The sequence below is a fragment of the Vibrio sp. 1078-1 genome, assembly GCF_033340475.1.
On the sequence record NZ_JAWOWM010000009.1, the window covers coordinates 160,419 to 184,167 of the forward strand.

A 23,749-nucleotide genomic window follows, 5' to 3' on the forward strand; every position below is an offset into this window, starting at 1 on the left:
AGCAGAATGAAGTCAATAGATATTTTTACGTCTAGACGTCTAAATGTATGGATGTTCTGTTTCGAAACGGAGATGTATAGATAGAAAGGAGGAGGTAGACGGCAGGGCACCCTCAGATTTACCGATTCTTGCCCAACAAATCAACCGTTTTGTCGAGGCCTAGAATGAATTAGATAGTGTTGAAGTTTATAAGGTATGTAATAATCTGATTAAACCGAGTTAATAGAGAAATACGTTTTGGCAAAACCTGCTGTTTTTATCGATCGTGATGGCGTGATAAACGTTGACCACGGCTACGTTCATGACGAACATGATTTTGAGTACATTGATGGTGTATTTGAAGCGACGAAAGCGCTAAAAGATAAAGGCTACCTTCTAGTGTTAGTGACGAATCAATCGGGCATCGCACGCGGTAAATTCAGTGAAGACCGTTTCTTGTCTCTGACTCAATGGATGGATTGGAACTTTGCTGATAATGGTGTTGAGTTCGATGGTATCTATTACTGTCCACATCATCCAGAACATGGCATTGGCGAGTACAAGCAAGATTGTGAGTGCCGTAAGCCAAAACCAGGTATGTTCATTTCTGCGCGTGACTTCTTGAAGATCGACATGGAGAAATCTGTGATGATCGGCGATAAAGCTGAAGACATGATGGCAGCAGAAGCGGCAGGCGTTGGCACTAAGATTTTGGTTCGCACTGGTAAGCCAGTAACGGAACAGGGCGAAGCCATTGCAACGGTAGTATTGGATAGCATTGCAGATGTGCCTGCGTACTTAAACAAGTAATATTCATTACTGACTGAGATAAGGGAAGCCACTGCTTCCCTTTTGTTTGATTCCTTCTTTTAATCTGAACACTTATGAGCAAAAAACTCACCATTCTTGATATCGCAAAATTGGCAGGCGTGGGCAAATCGACAGTAAGCCGTGTGCTTACTAACGATCCAAAAGTGAAACCCCAAACGCGAGAGAAGGTAGAGCAAATCATTCGTGAATCAGGCTACGTCCCATCAAAGTCGGCGCAGTCGATGCGTGGTGGCAGCCAAAAAGTCATTGGGGTTATCATCTCCCGTTTAGACTCACCATCAGAAAATCGCGCCGTTGGTACCATGCTCAATGCTTTGTATTCCGCTGGTTATGATGCGGTGATCATGGAGAGCCAATTCGATCGCGATAAAACCAATGAGCATTTGGATGTGCTTAGACGTCGCAACGTCGATGGGGTGATCGTGTTTGGTTTTACTGGATGTGATGAGCGAGCATTGGCGGAGTGGGGTAATCGTATCGTCGTGATCGCGATGGACACGCAAATGGTTTCTTCGATCAACTACGACAACCAAGGTGTGATAGACATGGCTTTGTCTCATCTTGAGCAGCAATCTTTATCTCGCATTGCTTATATTGGTGTTGACCCTGAAGACAAAACCACTGGCTTAGCTCGTCTAAATGCTTATAAAGCTTGGTGTCAACGCAAACAAATTACACCTTGTTTCCAGACGGGTAAGTTGAGCCATGAAAGTGCTTATCAGTTGGTAGACAAAGTCCTTCAATCTGACACTCAGGCCATCGTGTGCGCCAGTGACACCATCGCGTTGGGCGTGATTAAGCGTCTTCAAGAGTTAGGCCGTGAAGATGTGGTTGTGACAGGTGTTGGTGGTAATGAATTGCTCTCTTTCCTTTTCCCTAAAGTATTTAGTGTCGACCCCGGTTATACCCTTGCAGGTGAGAAGTCCGCTAACATGCTGATCAATCAATTAAATGGCGATGAGGAAGTGGTTCACTTTACTCAACAGCCTATCGTTTATTGACCCACACTAAAACGATCTGCTCTAAAATTATACTGTGATCACTCTCAATTAATGGGACTGTTCCCATTTTGTTTTTTGCCTTCGGATGGCAATATTAAAATTAAGAAATGGGAATGTTCCCATTTATAAAAACAAAATGATGAATCGAATGTATCCAATACAGGGTGGACAAAGTTATGAGTAAGATTGCGCGTAAAGACGTGGAGCGTCTTATTGAGCTGGTCGGGGGGCCGGACAACATTGCCAGTGTAAGTCACTGTTTAACTCGCTTGCGTTTTGTTCTAAATGATACGGACAAAGCAGATACGAAACAGTTAGAAGCATTACCGATGGTGAAGGGCTGTTTTACCAACGCAGGCCAGTTCCAAGTGGTTATCGGTACTGAAGTGGATGAAGTTTACAAGGTACTGATCGGACTGACGGGTAAAAGTGAAGCCAGCAAAGACGAAGCGAAGAACGCTGCTCGTCAAAACATGAATATCGTTGAGCGTGGTATTTCCCACCTTGCAGAAATCTTTGTACCACTGCTACCAGCGATCATCACCGGTGGTCTGATCCTTGGTTTCCGTAACGTGATTGGCGACATCAAGATGTTTGATGGTCAAACGCTAACGGAAATCAGCCAGTTTTGGGCAACGGTACACTCTTTCTTATGGCTGATTGGTGAGGCGATCTTCTTCTTCCTACCGGTTGGCGTGTGTTGGTCGACAGTGAAAAAGCTCGGCGGTACTCCGATTCTGGGTATCACGCTTGGTGTAACATTGGTTTCGCCACAGTTGATGAACGCCTACCTGATTGGTAAGCAAGTACCCGAAGTGTGGGACTTTGGCTTATTTGCCATCGAGAAAGTGGGCTATCAGGCGCAAGTGATTCCAGCAATGCTTGCTGGTATGGCTCTGGCGTTTATTGAAACCAACTTAAAACGCATCATTCCGTCTTACCTTTACCTAGTGGTCGTGCCGTTTGTCTCAATCATTGTGTCTGTGATTCTTGCGCACTCTATCATTGGTCCATTCGGTCGTATGTTGGGTGACGGCGTGGCATTCGCAGCAAAAGCAGCCATGACGGGTGACTTCGCAATGATTGGCTCAACCATCTTCGGCTTCCTATACGCGCCATTGGTCATTACTGGTATTCACCACACCACCAACGCGGTTGACCTTCAATTAATGCAAGAGCTAGGCGGCACGCCAATTTGGCCTCTGATTGCGCTTTCAAATATTGCTCAAGCGTCTGCGGTCGTCGGCATCATTATCATCAGTAAAAAACACGGCGAGCGTGATATCTCAGTGCCTGCGGCTATCTCTGCTTACCTTGGCGTGACTGAACCGGCGATGTACGGCATCAACTTGAAATACAAGTTCCCAATGTTGAGCGCGATGATCGGTAGTGCGTGTGCTGCTGCTATTTGTGGTAGTGCGGGCGTAATGGCGAACGGTATCGGTGTGGGCGGTTTGCCGGGCATCTTGTCTATCCAACCGCAGTTCTGGGGCATTTTTGCTTTGGCTATGTTAGTCGCAATGCTGGTACCTGTTGCATTAACGTTAATTCTTTATAAGCGTGCACAAGCCAAAGGTGAGCTTGAGCCTGCAAACGCGTAATTCTATTTGAGGCAGTGACTTGGCTGCCTCCTCCTATTTTTCTTTTCAAATTTTAAGTTTCCGATTACTGGTAAGTGAGTGTTAGAAATGGCTATGACCAAGCATGATGAGAGCTGGTGGAAAACCGCAACCATCTATCAAATTTACCCAAAAAGCTTTTGTGACAGTGGCAGTAAAGGCACGGGCGACATCAAAGGGATCATTTCTAAGCTGGATTATCTTAAGCATCTTGGTGTGGATGCGATTTGGCTGACGCCGGTTTACCAATCGCCAATGATCGACAACGGTTATGACATCTCCGATTACTACTCGATCAACCCTGAGTTCGGCACGATGCAAGACTTTGATACTTTGCTAGCAGAAGCGCATCAGTTGGGTATTCGTATCATCATGGACATTGTAGTGAACCACACGTCGACAGAACACAAGTGGTTCCAATCCGCACTGGGTGATAAAAACAGCCCATACCGTGATTACTACATCTGGAAAGATCCGGTAGATGGTGCTGAACCAAACAACTGGCAATCAAAGTTTGGTGGCAACGCTTGGGCGCTGGATGAAAAAACAGGCCAGTACTATTTGCACCTTTTTGCTAAAGAGCAAGCGGACTTAAACTGGGAAAACCCAGTAGTGCGTGAAGAAGTGAAAGAAGTCATCAGCTTCTGGGCAGAAAAAGGAGTGGATGGTTTCCGTCTCGACGTTATCAACCTGATTTCCAAGCAGCAAGATTTTCCAAGTGACGATATTGGTGATGGTCGTCGTTTCTACACGGATGGTCCACGTGTGCACGAATACCTTCAAGAGATTAGCGAATCTGTGTTTCAAAAATACGGCAGCGTGACGGTGGGTGAAATGTCTTCCACTACGCTAGAGCACTGCCAGCAATATTCTTCGCTAGACGGCAAAGAGCTATCCATGGTGTTCAACTTCCATCATCTGAAAGTCGATTATCCAAATGGTGAAAAATGGACCAAAGCGCCGTTTGATTTCATTCAGTTAAAACAGATCTTCAATCATTGGCAAACGGGCTTAAATGGCAAAGGGTGGGGGGCGCTGTTCTGGTGTAACCACGACCAGCCACGCGTTGTGAGCCGATTAGGTAACGACGAGCAATACCGTGTTGAATCTGCCAAGGTGCTTGCGGCATCAGCGCACATGATGCAAGGCACACCTTATGTTTACCAGGGGGAAGAGATCGGCATGACCAACCCGGGTTATACCGAAATCAGCCAATATCGTGATGTTGAAAGTACTAACATGTACGACATCATGGTCAACCGTGATGGTGTATCTCATGACGATATGATGGCGATCTTGGCACAGAAGTCGCGTGATAATTCACGTACACCAATGCAATGGAACAGTGCAAAACACGCGGGCTTTACTGAGGGAACGCCGTGGCTTGAAGTGGCGCAGAATTACTCTGAAATCAATGCTGAAGCTGCGGTTGCCGATTTGAACTCGGTGTTCTACTTTTACAAGCGTCTGATTGAACTGCGTAAACAGGTTCCAGTCATCACCGATGGCCGTTATGAAGATTTACTGCCAGAGCACAAACGTATTTTCGCTTACGCTCGTCAGAACGATAAGCAAACGCTGCTGTGTATCAATAACTACTATGCTGAAGAGGTGGAATGCGTTCTGCCAGAACGTTTTGATATGAGTAAAGCGAAAAACTTGCTATCTAACTATCAAAACTCAGCGAGCGCAGTCGCGTCAAACCATCAAGTGTTACGACCTTACGAAACTCGTATTTTATTGATAGAAGAATAAACTCGGGTGTCATCACCCCTAAGATTGATGTTCGAGATGAAGGCTTTGGTGTGCTCCCCAAAGCCTTCTTTTATTGAGATATCTATAAAAAATGCAAGCTTATTTTGTTTCAATCGCTGTTAGCTGCACTTTCTCTTCGTTGATTTGTACTTGTTGTACTTTCAGCAGTTCAATTTGTTCTATCAGACCTAAGCTCGGATTAAACCAACGTTCTGCCGAAGTGGCGAACTCCATTGAGTCCATATCATCACAGTTTAGGTTGTAGATGTTCTCTTCCATCAGGTATGCCGCTTCAATTTTCTTGCCTGAGATCGAGAACGCTTTACGCACGCCAGTTTCTCGGATTTGCTGTTGCCAAACCACTTGGCAAGATGCTGTCATAGGAAGGTTTTGTACCCACTCATGCTCTTCAAAACGGTCTAGTAGGTTGTGAACTGAGTAGCCTGTAAGAGTGGTTTGCAGAGACATAGTTTCTTCACCGATGTCAATATTCGGGCTTTTCTCTTTTACGTCGTCACCGTTTAGGCGGAAAATCGGACCGCTGTGCATAAGCATGGCAATAAACTGATGACCAATGAAATAAGCGTCAGTGATTTCATGGAGTGCACCATCTGATCCTGCAAAGTAAAGCGTATTGCTCTCTTCGTCGTCGTTGTACTGCTCGTCTGAATAGTAGAACTGTTCGGCGCCGTAGTTCATCAAGTCATTAACCAACTGGACCATTGCCTCGCTGTTTGGGATTTGTGCCAATGCTGCCAATATTTGCTCGCTATCCATCGCTTGGAAGCTCAGTTTCATGTCGCCCTCTGGTTGGCCATCCAAGCTAAACGAATAGCTCAATTGTGTGTTTGGTACAGGAGCGAAAATGGAGTTGTGAATCGAGACGTCGAAACTTTCTTGAGGCACTTTGTTTGGATTCGCACTGCCAGAAGACGAACCTCCGCCACAGCCGTAAAGAGCCAGAGTTGCTGCTGCGATAAGCGTCATTTTGTTTAGCATGGTTTACATTCCTGATTGATAAGGCCGCTTCATGTTGGGCCGTTGCTTGAATGCGAGCATGCTAAGTTCAGCGAGAGAAAAAGGGCAAAAAACAAAAGATAACAGGGGTTAATGAAAGCTTAATTTTATATTTAGGTCTTTGTTTTATTTGGGTTTATTTCGTTGGCTACATTAGTGCAATACTCGTTAATGAGCGCTTTCCATCGGCTTATGATTTCTTGATCGGTCACACTAACATGCAACGTTTTCCACGGTTGGAGGCAAGTCTCTTTGGATTCAGATTGAGAAAGACGCTCAAACAAGGTTTCGGAAGGTAAAACGCGCAGCAGCGCCACCAGTGATTCCATGTAGTTGAGACGGAACTGTTCAAGTTTGTTCTGCTTGTAAGCAATGTGAGACACAAAGGTATAAATCAGTGCGTTTTGGATGCGTGAGTCGCCATCTGGTGTCGTTAACAGAGCTTTTGCCCTGTCTAAGTTACCTAATTTGAAATGCAATAGACCTAACCAGAGGCTCAGCTCATCTGGCAAAACATCAAACGACGATTGTACTTGAGTTAAATACGCTTCCAGCTTTTGATGTTCGTGCTCGTATAAGGCGAGATGTCTTGCCGTTGTTATAGCCGCAAACTCATCAGATTGTCGGAGAGGTTGGCTAGAAAAGGCATTCTCGAATAACATTTTTTTGTGAATATCCGAAAGCTGCCACGTACTTGCCGAAGGTGCAGGCAGATTGAAGTATTGCGCGACATCCGAGTGCATTTGGAAAATATCCGATTGTAAGTCAGATAAACGCAGTGTGTACTCATTGCGAAACGCTAGCTTGCCCGTCGCAGGATAAATAAGGTTCATCTGCGCTTTCAAGATGCCCTGTTTTGTGCCGTCTTTTAACTCGATATTGAGCTCGTAGTCGCTGGTCTGCATGTTTCGTGCGCCAGGGAAATATGGCGCATGACCGATAGGATCAAGAAAGTAACTGGGAGCATCTTGGTTGGCGATGTCGGTGTATGGATATTCGACCTGTTGTTGCAGCAAGATGGCTTTGACCAGTATGCGGTATTTTCGCGCCTGAGAGCCGATTGAATCGACACGGTTGAGTAGTAGCTCGACTTTGGGAATCAGTAGTTGATGACGTGTTTGTTGTGTTGAGATTTCTTGGCGTTGCCATAACAAGCTTGCGAGCGTCACGCTACAAACTGCAAGTATGGCACACAAGCTATAAGCAAAAATCAGCTTGAAGTTCTTATTCCTCGCAACCTGAGTTGGGATAACGCGTCGATGGCTTTTCGCTGGTGGCACCAAACGAATATTGGCAGGGTTAAGAAAGTAGCCTTTGCGGGGGTAAGTGACTAAAAGCTTAGCGGCATCGTATTCGGGTAAGTACTGCTGTAGCAGGGCACGTAAGGTGCTAATGCGGTTCGTGAGCACATTCTTAGAGATGAACTTGCTCTGCCAAATGGTTTCAATAATGGTGTCAGCAGAGAGTGGGTGGCCAACGCTTGTTAACAGCAGTTCTAATAATTCAATGGTGCGAGGTTCAAGATCAATCGCGATAACATCTTGATGAAGGGTCTGTGTCTTCGGGTTATAGATCAGCTCTCCAATCGCAATACAACTGTGAGTCTGTTTAGCTTGTTGCAGAAAGTCGCGCATACCGTACCGATCTATTTGGAAATCGCGAAGTATTATATAGCGATTGGAGCGCGAAATCTTATAAATCGCGCTTCAATCATTATCAAAAATTTATGAACCGTAGGTCACGGAATAGCGGTGCGGTTTGTGGTTCATCGCTAACACGAGATTGAGTGCAAACGCCCCCAAAATTGAAAGGCCAATCACTTCTGGTGTGACAAAGAAGAATGAAGCAAACAGGATACATGCATCGATTGCCATTTGGCTTTTGCCAACTGAAATGCCAAATTTGTCTTGGATAAACAAACACAGCACGTTAAAGCCACCCAAGCTGGAGCGATGTCGGAATAGGATCAGCATACCGAGCCCCATTAAAAGCCCGCCTGCGACGGCGCAATAAACTTCATTTACCGATTCGAGCGAGATTAGCAAATAAAGATGATCGGCAAAGATAGAAACCAACGCGCCAGAAATGGCACTATTAATGGCGAAATGACGGCCGAAGCGTTTCCATGCTAGTAAGTAAAAAGGACTGTTTGCTAAAAAGTACAGCACACCAAAGGTAAAAGGTGTAAATTGGCTAATAAGCAGAGCCAATCCAGTCGTGCCTCCCGTTAGAAGGTTCGCGGATTGGAGAAAGAAAACGCCTTGAGCTACTAAAAAGGTACCCGTGAGAATCGCTATCCAGTCTTCTTTTAATGAGTGTTTTTCCATCAATATTGCAGTCATTAGTGATAAATAAGGCGTGCATAGTAGTAAAAAGATGATCTTTTCGGTAGCTAGAGGGTAAAATTTACGGTAAACCTATGTAATTGCTGTTTTACAGGGTGTAAAGCACAAATTTGACAGGCAATAGATTGTCGTTATGCGATTGCAATGCTGGCATGGTAAACATTGCTTGTCATCATGAAAAAACTGCATGAGAAAAATTGTAAATTTCTCTTTATGACCTAAATCAAATTATGTAGAATGCGCGCCATTAGGGTGACGAAAACGTTTGCGTCGGGTCATTCAACAGTTTTTTTGCAACTTTCAGTACTAATCTGAGTCAGGAGATACAGATGCTTAAGCGTGATATGAACATCGCAGATTACGATGCGGAACTGTTCGCAGCTATCCAGGAAGAAACTCTTCGCCAGGAAGAACACATTGAACTTATCGCTTCTGAAAACTACACAAGCCCACGTGTAATGGAAGCGCAAGGTTCTCAGCTAACGAACAAATACGCTGAAGGCTACCCAGGTAAGCGTTACTACGGCGGTTGTGAGTACGTAGATAAAGCTGAAGCACTAGCAATTGAGCGTGCATGCCAACTATTTGGTTGTGAGTACGCTAACGTACAGCCTCACTCAGGTTCTCAAGCAAACAGCGCAGTTTACATGGCGCTTCTTAACCCTGGCGATACAGTTTTAGGCATGAGCCTAGCGCACGGTGGTCACCTAACTCACGGTTCACCAGTAAACTTCTCGGGTAAGCACTACAACGTTATCCCTTACGGTATCGATGAAGCTGGTCAAATCAACTACGACGAGATGGAACAGCTAGCACTTGAACACAAACCTAAGATGATCATCGGTGGTTTCTCTGCTTACTCGCAAATCGTTGATTGGAAACGCATGCGTGAAATTGCTGACAAAGCAGGTGCTTACTTATTTGTTGATATGGCGCACGTAGCTGGTCTTATCGCTGCCGGTGAATACCCAACACCAGTACCGCATGCTCACGTGGTAACAACAACGACGCACAAAACACTAGCAGGTCCTCGCGGTGGTCTTATCTTGTCAAATGCTGGCGAAGATATGTACAAGAAATTGAACTCAGCAGTGTTCCCTGGTGGTCAAGGTGGCCCTCTAATGCACGTTATCGCTGGTAAAGCAGTAGCGTTCAAAGAAGCGATGGAGCCAGAGTTCAAAGCTTATCAAGCTCGCGTAGTGAAAAACGCAAAAGCAATGGTTGGTCAGTTCCAAGAGCGTGGCTACAAAATCGTATCTAACGGTACAGAAAACCACTTGTTCCTTGTTGACCTAATCGACAAAGATATCACTGGTAAAGACGCAGACGCGGCACTAGGTGCTGCAAACATCACTGTAAACAAGAACTCAGTACCAAATGACCCACGCAGCCCATTCGTAACGTCTGGTATCCGTGTAGGTACGCCAGCGATCACTCGCCGTGGCTTCACTGAAGAAGATGCAAAAGAGCTAGCAAACTGGATGTGTGACGTTCTAGATAACATCGGCAACGAAGAAGTTATCGAAGCGACTAAACAGAAAGTGCTAGAAATTTGTAAGCGTCTACCGGTTTACGCCTAACTGTTCTTCATAGAATGAGTCGATTTCGGTGTCGAACATACTCATTTGCTCGCGTAAACTCCGTGTGTTCTCCTAGAACTCGACTCATCTATTTTGAACATTGATATACTAAAGGCCCTCATTGGAGGGCCTTTTTGTTTGTCTGGCGTTTGGAATGAGATATAGCGAGAGGGTGTGATAAGGGGATGGCTACCAACACTGTCCCTTTTCAATATATCCAAACCACGTCATTCCGACGAGCCGAGACGAGATCAGGAATCTTGTTGAGGCACACTCTTTTACTCAGAGTTTCCCTAAAAATCATCAGTATTCTGAAAACAGATTCTGAATCACGCTCGTTCCTCGCTGTTCAGAATGACGGTGGTAGAATGGCTTTTTATCATCATTTGCCAGATACAAAAAAGGTTGGCACTGAGCCAACCTTTCTTTTCAAAACAAGCGAGAGCTTATTTAATCTCGATACCTTGAGCTTGCATATCGGCATGGTAAGAAGAGCGAACAAATGGACCACACGCTGCATGCGTGAAGCCAAGTTCTAGTGCAACTTCTTTTAGCTCGTCAAACTCTGATGGTGGAACGTAACGTTCTACTGGCAAGTGGTGACGGCTTGGCGCTAGGTACTGGCCTAGAGTCAGCATCGTTACGCCGTGTGCGCGTAGATCTTTCAGTACTTCGATGATTTCTTCTTTGGTTTCACCAAGACCCATCATCAAACCAGACTTGGTCGGTACATCGGGATGCTGCTCTTTGAACTTCTTAAGAAGCTCAAGTGACCATTTATAGTTCGCACCTGGGCGAGCTTTACGGTAAAGACGTGGCGCTGTTTCTAAGTTGTGGTTGAAGACATCTGGCGGATTGTCTTTCATTAGATCAAGCGCTACATCCATGCGACCACGGAAGTCAGGAACCAGTGTTTCAATCTTAATATGCGGGTTTAACGCACGGATCTCGCGGTTACAATCGGCAAAGTGTTGTGCACCGCCGTCACGCAGATCGTCACGGTCAACAGAAGTGATTACTACGTATTTCAGCTTCATATCGGCAATGGTTTTCGCCAGTTTTTGAGGCTCTTCTGCTTCCGGTGGTAATGGGCGGCCATGAGCAACGTCACAGAAAGGACAACGACGAGTACAAATAGCACCTAAGATCATGAAGGTAGCTGTACCGTGGTTAAAACATTCCGCTAGGTTCGGGCAAGATGCTTCTTCACATACGGAGTGAAGTTTATTCTTACGCATCGCCGCTTTGATGTCTTGAATTCGTTGGCTGTCGGCTGGTAGCTTGATCTTCATCCAATCAGGCTTACGTAGCACTTCTTTCTGCTCTGTAGGCATGTTCTTTACGGGAATCAATGCCATTTTATCGGCGTCACGATATTTAACGCCTTTTTCCATCTGGATTGGTTTGCTCATGCTTTATTACCTTGAGAAGGTGCTTCTGTGCTGAATTCTACTTGCTCATAATCGAGCAAAGTAACGAGTTCTTCTATTAATTGTTTTTCTACGGCTTCTACATTGTCTGGGCCGCCAAATTGGCTGACCTGAACCATTTCCATACCTTCATAACCACAAGGGTTAATACGCAGAAACGGTGTTAAATCCATATTTACGTTCAAGGCTAAACCATGAAACGAGCATCCTTTACGAATGCGTAAACCGAGAGAGCATATTTTCTTACCGGCAACGTAGACACCTGGTGCGTCAGGTCGCGCGGCTGAGTCAATATTGTATGCTTTTAGCGTGTTGATCACGAGGTTCTCGATTGTGGTAACGAGATCTCGTACACCTAATTTTTTGCGGCGTAGGTTGATCAAGAAGTAGGCGACCAACTGACCAGGGCCATGATACGTAACCTGGCCTCCGCGATCACTTTGTACAACAGGAATATCGCCAGTGTTAATCAAGTGCTCAGCTTTACCTGCCTGTCCTTGCGTAAATACTGGGTTATGTTCTACCAACCAGACTTCATCACGGGTTTCTTCTGTGCGTTGGTCGGTGAACTCATGCATCGCCTTCCATACAGGCTCATAGTCTTGGCGGCCAAGTCGTTTTACAACAAGTTGGTGTTGCATGGGAATTCCTGTTGCTAATATATAAAGTTTTTGGATTATAAACCGGATAACCTTGATGCTCTACCGCTGAGTAACAGATTTTTAACTGAAAGCGATGTAAAGTTTTGTTATCTGGTTGATAAATAAAAAGAAAGCAGCCGAAGCTGCTTTCAAAAAAAATTTAATCTATCAAAAAATTATAGAACCATGCGCACGATGTCAATTTCACCTAACTCTTTGTATAGCGTCTCAACTTGCTCGATAGACGTTGCAGTGATGTTGATTGATACCGAGTGGTAGTTGCCCTTAGCACTTGGTTTAACGGTCGGGCTGTAGTCACCTGGAGCATGGCGCTGAATAACTTCAAGAACAAGCTCTGGAAGTTCAGGCTTTGCATGACCCATTACCTTGTAAGTAAATGAACAAGGGAACTCAAGCAGGTCTTTTAATTTTGCATCAGAGTTGATGGTTAGCATATCGATAACTCCAGTAGATATTCGTTGCGGTGCGAAATAGTACAGTCAAATTAGGGGGAACTCAAGACGAGGATCTCAAACTTAAAAAGCCGCCCTTTCAGGCGGCTTTGCGAATAAGTTTGCTACTCTAACGTCCTTCTTAGAAGAAGCTCTTGAATAACAATACGATGTAATCCCACATGCGGCTAAATAGACTACCTTGCTCTACGGTTTCTAGTGCCATTAGTGGGTATTCGGCAATATCTTCACCATCGATCTGATAGTATAGCTTACCAACTACATCACCTTTATTAATTGGGGCTTCTAGCTCTTTTTCAAGGACGAAGCTGGCTTTTAGGTTTTTCGCTTCACCACGTGGTAGTGTTACGTAAGTATCTTGGTCAAGGCCTAACGCTACAGTGTCTTTGTTACCCATCCACACTTTTTCTTCAACGAACGTTTCACCTGCTTTGTGCGGTGCTACTGTTTCGAAGAAACGGAAGCCGTAGCTTAGTAGCTTTTTGCTTTCTGACTTACGAGCATTGGCATCTTTAGTACCCATAACGACCGCAACCAAGCGCATTTGACCTTCAGTTGCTGAACTTACTAGGCTGTAACCCGCATTACTTGTGTGACCCGTTTTGATACCGTCAACGTTCATGCTCTTATCCCAAAGTAGACCGTTACGGTTGTATTGGGTGATGCCGTTGTAAGTAAATTTCTTCTCTGAGTACACTCGGTACTCATTTGGTACGTCACGGATAAGTGCTTTACCTAGCAGTGCCATGTCGTATGGTGTTGAGTACAATTCTGCGTTATCTAAGCCATGAACGTTGGCAAAGTGCGAGTTAGTCATACCCAATGTGTTGGCCCAAGCGTTCATTAGGTCAACAAACGCATCTTCTGAACCTGCAATATGTTCTGCCATCGCAACACAGGCATCGTTACCTGACTGGACGATGATACCTCGGTTCAGGTCACGTACTTTAACTGTTGTGCCTACTTCAATGAACATCTTTGATGAATCAGGGAAGTTTTTCGCCCACGCATTTTTACTGATGGTGACATCATCATCTTCTGAGATATTACCACGGGCTAGCTCTTGGCCGATTACATAGCTGGTCATCATCTTAGTCAGACTAGCTGGAGACAATTTTGTGTTCATCTCTTTCTCTGCCAGTACTTTACCTGAATGGTAATCCATCAGCACGTAGCCCTTCGCCGCGATTTGAGGGGCATCTGGAACAACGATAGGTGATGCAAGAGCAGATTGAGCGAAAGTTGCAGAAAGGGCAACCGAAGAAACGAGAATAGATTTCACAAACTTATTTTTATTCATGGTAATTCAAATTTTTGGGTTAACTGCAGACATCTTATCAGAATCCCTAGTTATGTAAGAGGGGGATCAAAGAGAAATTCATGACACGAGGTCATTTGGCAGTGTTGTGTTTTTTAATAAATGCAGACGAATAGCCGAGCAACTTTACTTTATCTAATGTGGCTTGCGTCAGGGAATAGTCAGTAAATGGCCCTAACAACAAGCGATAAGACTCTTTCGCACTCTCTAGGAAAGTTTCTGTATCCAATTTTTGACCAAGCTCGGTACCTAAAGTTCGCGCGCGTTCTTCATTTTTTGATGATGCCACTTGAATAACGTACCTAGGGTGCGCTTCTAATGACTTTTTGTCCGTGGGCTGATTGATACTGATCACTTCAATTTCCACGTTCGCGGTGCCTGTTTTTATGACATCTAACTTGTGCGCGGCGGCATAGCTTAAATCAATGATACGGCCATCGTGAAAAGGACCTCGGTCATTAACTCGTACTATGGTGGTTTTTCCGTTGTCAGTATTGGTAACTTTTACGTAACTTGGTAACGGTAGCGTTTTATGCGCTGCCGTCATTGAATACATGTCATAGATTTCGCCATTAGAAGTCAAATGACCTTGGAATTTTTTCCCATACCAAGATGCGCGGCCTTTTTCTTTAAAGCCTTTCGCATTGCGAACTATTTTGTAGTCTTTGCCACGCAAGTGGTAATCTTTGTTCCCACCTAGGCTGTACGGTTCATATTTAGGATGCGCATCCTCGATGTGTTCGACTGAAAGCGGTGTATCCGGTGCAACATCGGATTCGAGTTCGTAACGGCCTTCTTGTTCTTTTTGGCTAGTTGATGAACAGCCTGCCAAAATAAGAGCAGAGAAAACCAAGGAATATAAAGCGCGTTTTTGCATGTCTAGGTCGCCTTAGAGAATGCTTTTCGGTGCGTATGAATCGACATCAGAATACCAAAACCAGCCATCAAGGTTACCATTGATGTGCCGCCATAACTGATGAGTGGCAACGGTACACCTACTACAGGTAGGATGCCACTTACCATGCCAATATTTACAAAAATATACACGAAGAAGCTGAGTACAATACTGCCTGCCATCATTCGTCCAAATGCGGTTTGCGCTTGGCTGGCGAGATATAAACCTCGTCCAATAATAAATAGATAGATGGCTAAAAGGCAAAGGAAGCCAATCATACCCCATTCTTCAGCAATTACTGCAAAGATAAAGTCAGTGTGTCGTTCAGGAAGAAATTCTAGTTGTGACTGCGTACCTTGCAACCAACCTTTGCCGGAAATACCGCCGGAGCCAATCGCAATTTTACTCTGAATAATGTGGTAGCCCGCTCCTAGCGGATCAGATTCCGGGTTAAATAGAGTACGAACTCGCACTTTTTGATACTCTCGCATCAAGAAAAACCACAGAATTGGAATGAAACCACCTAATGCAATCGCAGCACCAGCAATTATTTTCCAGCTAATGCCGGCGAGGAAGATAACAAAAATACCGGAAGCCGCGATCAGGATCGAGGTACCTAAGTCAGGCTGTTTTGCAATGAGAATGGTTGGTAAGCAGACCATAATCAGTGCAACAATGAGTGTTCTTAGCGTTGGTGGGAGGGGCTGTCTACCAACATAGCGAGCCACCATTAATGGCACCGCGAGCTTCAATAGCTCTGACGGTTGAAAGCGCACAAAACCGAGGTTAAGCCAACGCTGCGCGCCTTTCGATGCTTCACCGAAAAACAGCACGCCGAAAAGCAGTATAACGCCACCAACGAACATCAAAGGTGCCAAGCTTTCGTAAGTTCGTGGAGAAAGCTGCGCAAGGACGAGCATCACAACGAGTGAAAGCACCATTCGCATGGCTTGGCGATCCATCATCAGTAAACTTTGGCCACTGGCGCTGTACATGATCACCAGGCCAAACCCCATCAGGGCCAGTATGCCAAGTAGGAGTGGTAAGTCGATATGGAAGCGTTCAAACAGGGCGCGATTTTTACCTGTAGAGGGATCCATCTTCATTACTGTTTTACCTCTTTCTTCGCATTGTTTTCAGGCTCAATTTCTTCTGGACCAAGAACGACTCGGTCAAAAATTTTCCTTACTACTGGGGCACCGTTACTAGAACCACCACCGGCATTTTCTAGTACTACAGTGACGACCACTTTAGGATCATCAAATGGTGCAAAGCCAGTAAATAACGCATGGTCACGTAAGTGCTCGGCGATCTCATCGGCGTTGTACTCTTCGTTTTCACCCAGACCGAAGACCTGTGCAGTACCTGATTTACCCGCTGTTTCATAATTCATTTTGTAGAATGAGCGTCGAGCTGTTCCGCGCGTGCCATGGTTTACCCGACGCATGCCTTCTTTCGCCATATCCCAGTACTTTTTAGGCACATTCTTGATTGGTGGGTAAGTCACGTATTCTGTTGTTTGCTGCTCTTCGAAGTCGTTACCATTTTCTATCGTCGCTTTGAGCAAGTGAGGTGCGATCACTTCTCCCTCGTTTACTAATACGGAGGTTGCTTTGGCGATTTGCATTGGTGTTGCTGTCCAATATCCTTGGCCGATACCCACAGGGATCGTATCACCTTTATACCATGGGGTTTTATGGCGAGACATTTTCCAGTCACGAGTCGGCATATTCGCCTTACTTTCTTCGTAGATATCAATGCCAGTGTAATCACCAAAACCGAACATCATCATCCAATTCGAAATACGGTCAATACCCATGTCATAAGCGATTTGATAGTAGAAGGTATCAACAGACTCTTCGATCGACTTAATGATATCGACGCGTCCGTGTCCCCAACGCAACCAGTCCCGGAACGGACGTGTGTTAGAGTTTGGTATGCGCCAATAACCAGGATCATTTCGTGTGGTGTTAGGTGTGACGACACCTTCTTGCAGCGCGGCTACCGCCATAAATGGTTTGATGGTAGAGGCAGGAGGGTAAATGCCAAGTGTAGTGCGGTTGACCAAAGGACGGTTTTTATCGTTCAAAAGGGCGCGATAGTCTTTACCTGAGATTCCGTGCACGAACGAGTTAGGATCGTAGCTAGGGCTCGAAACCATAGCCAGTACACCATTGTCTCTAGGATCGATTACTACAGCACTGCCTCGGCGGCCGTCCAATAATTGGTGTACGTACAACTGCAAGTTGATATCAAGGTTTAAAACGATGTCTTTTCCGGGTACAGGTGGAACGTACTTTAAGGTACGAATTACTCGGCCGCGGCTGTTTACCTCGACTTCTTGATATCCGGCTGTACCGTGTAAGAGGTCTTCGTAGTATTTTTCAATACCCAGCTTACCAATGTCGCGAGTGGCTTGATAGTTTGCGTCTTTTTCTTCTCGGATCAGGCGTTGCATGTCGCGATCATTAATTCGAGAAACATACCCAATCACGTGGGTTAAGACTTCGCTGAAAGGGTAGTAGCGCTTTAAGGTCGCACTTATTTCCACACCTGGAAAGCGGTACTGATTGACGGAGAATACCGCTACTTGTTTTTCGTTCAGTTGGGTAAGCAGTGGGACCGATTTAAATCGACGAGTCCGTTTACGCTCGTGGTGGAAACGTTCAATCTGGTCTGGTGTAATTTCCAGAATAGTTTGTAATTCTTGGATGGTTGCATCAATGTCTTTAATTTTTTCTGGGGTCAGTTCTAAGTTAAAGACGGGACGGTTCTCTGCCAGTAAAACGCCATTTCGGTCATAAATTAGACCTCGGTTAGGCGCGATAGGCACTACTTTGATGCGGTTATCGTTCGAGCGGGTTTGATAGTCTTGAAACTGGTTCACCTGAATGTTGTACATGTTGGCAACCAGAGCTCCCATCAAGACAACAATGCCGATAAAAGCAACAATAGCGCGGCTGGCAAACAGACGCGCTTCGGCTTGATAATCTCGGATTTGACTGCGGCGTTTACGAATCATTAACGCTTGGCTCTAAAGTTAAACAACGATTATTCGCGATGATAAGGGTGGTTAGCGGTGATGCTCCACGCTCGGTATAAGCTTTCTGCCATTACGATACGCACTAGAGGGTGGGGTAGCGTTAAGGCAGACAATGACCAGCTTTGGTCTGCTGCAGCTTTGCATGCAGGAGCGAGTCCTTCGGGACCGCCGATTAATATTGATACATCACGGCCATCTAATTTCCAAGCTTCTAACTGCTCAGCGAGTTGAGGAGTGTCCCATTTTTTACCTGGGATATCTAACGTGACGATACGGTTGCCTTTTGGTACCGCCGCGAGCATCGCTTCTCCTTCTTTTTGCAGGATGCGAGCGATATCGGCATTCTTACCACGCTTGCCAGCAGAGATTTCAATCAACTCCAACGGCATATCATGCGGGAAACGGCGACGATATTCTTGAAAGCCTTCCTCAACCCATTTTGGCATTTTTGTGCCAACAGCAATTAGTTGAATTTTCAAAAGATTAACCCCAGAGTTTTTCTAGCTGGTAGAGTTCGCGGTGCTCTTCTTGCATCACGTGAAGCATGGCGTCGCCCATATCTAGGACTACCCATTCACCTTCGTTTTCACCTTCCATTCCTAGTGGCTCAAGACCGGCTTTTTTCACTTCTGTTGCAACATGGTCAGCGATGGATGAAACGTGGCGTTTGGATGTACCAGTACAGATGATCATGTAATCTGTCACGCTTGATTTATCTTCCACATTTAGGACGATAATGTCTTCCGCTTTCATGTCGTCGGCTTTATCAGCTAAAAAGTCTTTCAGTTCTTCGCGAAGCACTCGGTTTTCCTCGGTTTGTCTCTTATCTCTACAGTGTTTTACATTCTTGCTTGCAAAACAGGTCGCGCACTATATCACGCTTTGATTTTTAAATTGCCAGCTTAATATCAGGAGAGCAGGTTTCTAAGCTCAACTGATGAATAGTTGGCCATACAGACTCGTCATATTGAGTTTTGGCTTTTATCTCGGCTTGAGCCAATAAGGAGAGCAATGCACAAATACGACTCGCTGATAAGCGGGCCAGTGCTGCGTTATAGAGTGGACGCTTGTTTTGCCAAACTCGATATTTCTCAAATACCTGGTTCATTCCCATTTGAGTTAAGTCTTGATGCATATTTAAAAGTTGGCTCAACTCTTTTTGTACACTTCGAATCAAGATCACGGTCTCAACCCCTTCCGCCTCAAGTTGGCGAAGAATACGTTGTGCACGGTTTGCTTTACCTGCCAGTAAGGCGTCGATCCAGTTAAAGGTAGTGAAGTGATTATGGCGACTTAGGGCTTCCTCTAAACGTATGATGGTCAGCTCACCATCCGGATAGAGTAGGGCCAATTTCTCTAAGCTTTGTGTCAATGCAAATAGGTTACCTTCATGCCATTGAGCCAACATTTGCAGTGATTGCTGATCGGGTTTTAGTCCCAACGTGCGGCAACGTGTCTGAATGAACATAGGTAGGCGTTGAAGGTCTGGCGACAAGCAGCTTACCCAATCGCCTTTTGAGCTTAATGCTTTGAACCATTTCGCATTTTCTTGGGCTTTGGTCAGTTTGCTACCAACAATGACGAGCATGATGTCATCATGAAGCATATCACACAGTGTTTGCAGCTCTTTGCTGACGGCGGTTGTTACGCCACTTTCAGGAATTTCAAGCTCAATCAATTGACGGTTTGAAAACAGGCTCATCGCTTGGAAACAGTCGTAAACTTGGTTCCAGTCGATGCTAGCATCCACCGAAAAACGGTGTTTTTCCTCAAAACCTTGCTGAAACGCTGCCTTTTGGATTGCTTGGCGGCTTTCTTGAATCAGTAACGGCTCATTACCAAAGATTAAGTAAACCTGTTTAATTTGTTTAGTTAAATGATCCGTTAGCTTATCGGCATAAATTCGCATAGTGACTAAGAGTTTTTGTTCGCTGGCTCAGAGATTTGTCCTGCTTCATATTCGGCACGAATACGGCCCAACTGGCGCATCATCTGTTTTGCAGCTTGCAAGCGCATCTCGTCTTCAATTACGTCACGCTCAACAGATTTTGCAAGTGCGGTCAACGGGTTGTCTAGGTAGTTGCGGTTTACTGTTGTCGTAAAGTTTTTAGAACCATAGCCAGGAATTGTCACACGGTATTTTACTACGTATGTCAGCTCTTTTTCTGCTGCACGGCTATTTTGATAAAGCGATAGTGTACGCTCATCGATTGTCGCTTCCGTCAAATGAAGGTTGGGTACCGTCGATGATGGTTGAACAAGTTCAACTTTGTTTAGTTCGAGTTGAGAGCGAACATAGCGAGTTAATTCACTGTATTCATCGTAGCTGGAGAAAGACATAGTGTGCAGCTCTTCCGGTACGGAATACTCGCCGCGAAGGTGAAAACCACAGGCAGAAAGAAGCCCCGCTAATACCAATACCACTGGTAGTTTAATCAAAGAGAAAAAGCGCATTGATTGTATTCATCCTAAATTGAAGGGGTTATTTACCTTAAACCACTCATGTGAATGGTTTGAGGTAAATAAACAGGGTAGAAAACTACCCTGTTTAATGACTCTTGGTTAACAAATAAGTTCGCTAAACAGAGACAAATTGACAGCTGCGATTAGTTTGCAACGATGTTCAGCAGTTTACCTGGAACGTAAATAACTTTACGAATAGTCAGGCCATCAGTGAACTTAACCACGTTTTCGTCGTTTAGACCAAGCTGTTCGATATCGTCTTTAGAGATATCAGCTGGGACTGTTAGCTTCGCACGTAGCTTACCGTTAACTTGAACAACGATAGTTTTTTCGTCTTCAACTAGCGCTTTTTCGTCAAACGTCGGCCATGCCGCGTTATCAATGTCTGTTTCACCTAGTGCTGCCCATAGCTCGTATGAGATATGCGGAGTGATAGGGTAAAGCATGACAACAATAGCTTTCAGTGCCTCGTCAAGGATTGCACGATCTTGCGCAGATTCTTGAGGCGCTTTCGCTAGTTTGTTCATCAGCTCCATGATCGCTGCGATCGCGGTGTTGAATGTTTGACGACGAGCGATATCGTCCGTCACTTTCGCGATAGTCTTGTGAACGTCACGGCGAAGTGCTTTTTGATCACCAGAAAGCGCTGCGGTATCTACTGCTTCTGCTGCGCCTTTCGCTGTGTGCTCTTTCACTAGTTTCCAAACACGTTTTAGGAAGCGGTTCGCACCTTCTACGCCAGACTCTTGCCATTCAAGTGTCATGTCCGCTGGAGACGCGAACATCATGAATAGACGTACTGTGTCAGCGCCGTACTTGTCTACCATTTCTTGAGGGTCGATACCGTTGTTCTTAGACTTAGACATCTTGATCATGCCTGAGTGCGTTACATCACGACCTTCAGTGTCTTTAGCAGAAGTAATGCGGCCTTTACCATCACGTTCAACGGCTACGTCTGTTGGAGCTACCCACTCTTTACCACCTTTCTCGTTCTCGAAGTAGAACGCATCAGCCAGTACCATGCCTTGACACAGTAGTTGCTTGAACGGTTCGTCAGACGTTACGTAGCCCGCGTCACGTAGCAACTTGTGGAAGAAGCGTGAGTACAGTAGGTGCATACAAGCGTGCTCGATACCGCCGATGTACTGGTCTACTGGTAGCCAGTAGTTTGCTTTTTCTGGATCTAGGATGTCGTCTGCTTGCGGTGAACAATAACGCGCGTAGTACCAAGAAGATTCCATGAATGTATCGAACGTATCTGTCTCACGTAGAGCAGGTTCGCCGTTAAAGGTTGTCTTCGCCCACTCTTTGTCTGCTTTGATTGGGCTGGTTACGCCGTCCATTACCACGTCTTCTGGAAGAATCACTGGTAGTTGGTCAGCAGGTACTGGGTGAACTTCACCGTCTTCAGTCGTTACCATTGGGATTGGTGCGCCCCAGTAACGTTGACGAGATACACCCCAGTCGCGTAGACGGAAGTTTACAGTCTTAGTGCCTTTGCCTTCTGCTTCTAGCTTCGCTGCAATTGCATCGAACGCCGCTTGGAATTCGAGGCCGTCGAATTCACCTGAATCGAACAGTACGCCTTTCTCTGTGTATGCTGCTTCAGAGATGTCTAGCTCGCTGCCATCAGCAGGCTTGATAACAGGCACGATGTCTAGACCGTACTTCGTTGCGAACTCGTAGTCACGTTGGTCGTGCGCAGGTACAGCCATTACCGCGCCTGTACCGTAGTCCATCAGTACGAAGTTTGCTACGTATACTGGTACTTCGCGGCCGTTCAATGGATGAATAGCAGTAAGGCCAGTTGCCATACCTTTCTTCTCCATTGTCGCTAGCTCAGCTTCTGCAACCTTGTTGTTCTTACATTCGTCGATAAACGCTGCAAGCTCTGGATTGTTCTCTGCTGCAAGAGCTGCAAGAGGGTGGCCGGCTGCGATACCCACGTAAGTCACACCCATTAGCGTATCTGGACGTGTTGTGTAAACTTCTAGGTCTTGTTGACCCTTAACTTCAAACTTCAGTTCAACACCTTCAGAACGACCAATCCAGTTGCGCTGCATGGTTTTCACCATTTCAGGCCAACCTTCAAGCTTGTCTAAGTCGTCTAGTAGCTCTTGAGCGTACTCAGTGATTTTGATGAACCATTGAGGGATTTCTTTTTGCTCTACAGGCGTATCACAACGCCAGCAACAACCGTCTTCAACCTGCTCGTTTGCAAGAACAGTTTGGTCGTTAGGACACCAGTTAACAGAAGAAGTCTTTTTGTAAACTAAACCTTTCTCGTAAAGTTTAGTGAAGAACTCTTGTTCCCAGCGGTAGTACTCCGGTGTACATGTTGCGAATTCACGGTTCCAATCGTAACCAAAGCCTAGAAGCTTAAGTTGGTTCTTCATGTATTCGATGTTTTCGTAAGTCCAAGGTGCTGGCGCAGTTTTGTTTTTTACTGCTGCGTTTTCTGCAGGTAGACCGAATGCGTCCCAACCGATTGGTTGCATCACGTTTTTGCCTTGTAGGCGTTGGAAACGAGATACTACATCACCGATAGTGTAGTTGCGCACGTGACCCATGTGCAGTCGACCACTTGGGTATGGGAACATGGACAGACAGTAGAATTTTTCTTTATTTGGGTCTTCACTTACAACAAAGGTTTTGTTGTCATCCCAGTGCTTTTGAACTTTTTGTTCAATATCTTGTGGGTTGTATTGTTCTTGCATCGATGGTATCCGTTATCTTGGAATTTGTGAGTTCGGTTAGAACAGACTTAAATAGATCGTCATAGAATACCTAAAGCTAGGGATCACAACAATAGCCAATCTGTACCCATGCGCCCTTAAGTGACGCAGGTAGGAGAAAGATGGAGGTCAGTTATGCCTAAACGTAAAACAGGTTATGAGGAAATGCTCGAGGATGTGATTGAAACCTTGAAGCACAGTCCGGAAGAAGTTAACAAAGCGATTGAGACGTCGGGCAAAGTGGTGGATGCTGCTAATGACTTGACCAAAGATGAATTGGCTTTAATCAAAGCGTACCTTAAAGCAGACTTAAAAGAGTTTTCAGAGAGTTACGAGGATAGCAAAAGCGGCCCGTTTTACTTAACGATTGCGGACTCGATATGGCAAGGGCTGTTAGAGATTACTGACCGAACTAAAGTTGAGTGGGTTGAGTTGTTCGATGACTTAGAGCATCAAGGGCTATATGAAGCAGGAGAGGTGATAGGCTTAGGCACTTTAGTCTGTGATGAGTGTGGTCACAAGACAACGTATAACCATCCAACTGTAATCATTCCGTGTATTAAATGTGGTCACAAAGGCTTTACTCGTCAGTCATTAAAGCCATAAATGGCGCGTAACGACAGT

Annotated in this window: 21 protein-coding genes; 6 read left to right on the forward strand and 15 right to left on the reverse strand. The window is 45.4% G+C overall.

The window, feature by feature from the left end; translation table 11 throughout:
* The first annotated feature begins 237 nt into the window (after positions 1-237).
* The 4 genes from gmhB to treC all read left to right on the forward strand — a co-directional run bounded on the left by gmhB (position 238) and on the right by treC (position 5,185).
* Entirely contained in the window at positions 238-789 is a 552-nt protein-coding gene (gmhB, locus tag R7190_RS17140) for a D-glycero-beta-D-manno-heptose 1,7-bisphosphate 7-phosphatase (RefSeq protein WP_005381961.1), read from the forward strand.
* Positions 790-863: 74 nt separating this feature from the next.
* Positions 864-1,811, forward strand: coding sequence for a trehalose operon repressor TreR (gene treR, locus R7190_RS17145; RefSeq protein WP_085569903.1), 948 nt, complete (start codon positions 864-866; stop codon positions 1,809-1,811).
* Positions 1,812-1,987: 176 nt separating this feature from the next.
* Positions 1,988-3,412: a PTS trehalose transporter subunit IIBC gene (gene treB / locus R7190_RS17150; RefSeq protein ID WP_170890797.1), complete on the forward strand. Its 1,425-nt coding sequence runs from the start codon at positions 1,988-1,990 to the stop codon at positions 3,410-3,412.
* 87 nt (positions 3,413-3,499) lie between these two features.
* Positions 3,500-5,185: an alpha,alpha-phosphotrehalase gene (gene treC, locus R7190_RS17155; protein WP_132937044.1), complete on the forward strand. Its 1,686-nt coding sequence runs from the start codon at positions 3,500-3,502 to the stop codon at positions 5,183-5,185.
* A 99-nt stretch (positions 5,186-5,284) separates the two neighbouring features.
* On the opposite strand, the gene R7190_RS17160 is transcribed toward treC, so the two are convergent.
* The 3 genes from R7190_RS17160 to R7190_RS17170 form a co-directional block, all read right to left on the reverse strand.
* Positions 5,285-6,184, reverse strand: coding sequence for a hypothetical protein (locus R7190_RS17160; protein WP_132937043.1), 900 nt, complete (start codon positions 6,182-6,184; stop codon positions 5,285-5,287).
* Between the two features lie 131 nt (positions 6,185-6,315).
* Positions 6,316-7,836, reverse strand: coding sequence for a winged helix-turn-helix domain-containing protein (locus R7190_RS17165; RefSeq protein WP_054700862.1), 1,521 nt, complete (start codon positions 7,834-7,836; stop codon positions 6,316-6,318).
* A gap of 90 nt (positions 7,837-7,926) precedes the next feature.
* Positions 7,927-8,529, reverse strand: a complete 603-nt coding sequence (locus tag R7190_RS17170) for a YitT family protein (protein WP_017635671.1) — start codon at positions 8,527-8,529, stop codon at positions 7,927-7,929.
* Positions 8,530-8,876: 347 nt separating this feature from the next.
* Here R7190_RS17170 and glyA point away from each other — a divergent pair, with 347 nt between their 5' ends.
* On the forward strand, positions 8,877-10,127 hold the full coding sequence (gene glyA / locus R7190_RS17175) for a serine hydroxymethyltransferase (protein ID WP_005381985.1): 1,251 nt from the start codon (positions 8,877-8,879) through the stop codon (positions 10,125-10,127).
* Between the two features lie 446 nt (positions 10,128-10,573).
* Here the strand turns inward: glyA and lipA are convergent, their stop codons facing one another.
* From lipA to leuS, 12 genes are all read right to left on the reverse strand, one after another.
* Positions 10,574-11,539, reverse strand: a complete 966-nt coding sequence (gene lipA / locus R7190_RS17180) for a lipoyl synthase (protein ID WP_005391329.1) — start codon at positions 11,537-11,539, stop codon at positions 10,574-10,576.
* A complete protein-coding gene (gene lipB, locus R7190_RS17185; RefSeq protein WP_005384137.1) occupies positions 11,536-12,198 on the reverse strand; it encodes a lipoyl(octanoyl) transferase LipB in 663 nt (220 codons plus the stop codon). The genes lipA and lipB overlap by 4 nt, the downstream gene beginning before the upstream one ends.
* Before the next feature lie 176 nt (positions 12,199-12,374).
* Entirely contained in the window at positions 12,375-12,653 is a 279-nt protein-coding gene (gene ybeD, locus R7190_RS17190) for a DUF493 family protein YbeD (RefSeq protein WP_005384135.1), read from the reverse strand.
* 139 nt (positions 12,654-12,792) lie between these two features.
* Entirely contained in the window at positions 12,793-13,971 is a 1,179-nt protein-coding gene (locus tag R7190_RS17195) for a serine hydrolase (protein ID WP_005384132.1), read from the reverse strand.
* A 91-nt stretch (positions 13,972-14,062) separates the two neighbouring features.
* Entirely contained in the window at positions 14,063-14,866 is an 804-nt protein-coding gene (locus R7190_RS17200; RefSeq protein ID WP_017635670.1) for a septal ring lytic transglycosylase RlpA family protein, read from the reverse strand.
* A gap of 2 nt (positions 14,867-14,868) precedes the next feature.
* Positions 14,869-15,990, reverse strand: a complete 1,122-nt coding sequence (gene rodA / locus R7190_RS17205; RefSeq protein WP_005384128.1) for a rod shape-determining protein RodA — start codon at positions 15,988-15,990, stop codon at positions 14,869-14,871.
* Positions 15,990-17,906, reverse strand: a complete 1,917-nt coding sequence (gene mrdA / locus R7190_RS17210) for a penicillin-binding protein 2 (RefSeq protein ID WP_005384126.1) — start codon at positions 17,904-17,906, stop codon at positions 15,990-15,992. Before mrdA ends, rodA begins: the two co-directional genes overlap by 1 nt.
* A 29-nt stretch (positions 17,907-17,935) precedes the next feature.
* Positions 17,936-18,406, reverse strand: coding sequence for a 23S rRNA (pseudouridine(1915)-N(3))-methyltransferase RlmH (gene rlmH, locus R7190_RS17215; protein ID WP_017821762.1), 471 nt, complete (start codon positions 18,404-18,406; stop codon positions 17,936-17,938).
* Between the two features lie 4 nt (positions 18,407-18,410).
* Positions 18,411-18,728: a ribosome silencing factor gene (rsfS, locus tag R7190_RS17220; protein WP_005373015.1), complete on the reverse strand. Its 318-nt coding sequence runs from the start codon at positions 18,726-18,728 to the stop codon at positions 18,411-18,413.
* A gap of 88 nt (positions 18,729-18,816) precedes the next feature.
* Positions 18,817-19,836: a DNA polymerase III subunit delta gene (gene holA / locus R7190_RS17225; protein ID WP_064369038.1), complete on the reverse strand. Its 1,020-nt coding sequence runs from the start codon at positions 19,834-19,836 to the stop codon at positions 18,817-18,819.
* 5 nt (positions 19,837-19,841) lie between these two features.
* A complete protein-coding gene (gene lptE / locus R7190_RS17230; RefSeq protein WP_005384122.1) occupies positions 19,842-20,381 on the reverse strand; it encodes an LPS assembly lipoprotein LptE in 540 nt (179 codons plus the stop codon).
* A gap of 152 nt (positions 20,382-20,533) precedes the next feature.
* Positions 20,534-23,107, reverse strand: coding sequence for a leucine--tRNA ligase (leuS, locus tag R7190_RS17235; protein WP_005391313.1), 2,574 nt, complete (start codon positions 23,105-23,107; stop codon positions 20,534-20,536).
* 153 nt (positions 23,108-23,260) lie between these two features.
* Here leuS and R7190_RS17240 point away from each other — a divergent pair, with 153 nt between their 5' ends.
* Positions 23,261-23,731 carry a zinc ribbon-containing protein gene (locus tag R7190_RS17240; RefSeq protein ID WP_005373024.1) on the forward strand — a complete coding sequence of 157 codons (471 nt, stop codon included), beginning with the start codon at positions 23,261-23,263 and terminating at the stop codon, positions 23,729-23,731.
* The last annotated feature ends 18 nt before the right edge of the window (positions 23,732-23,749 follow it).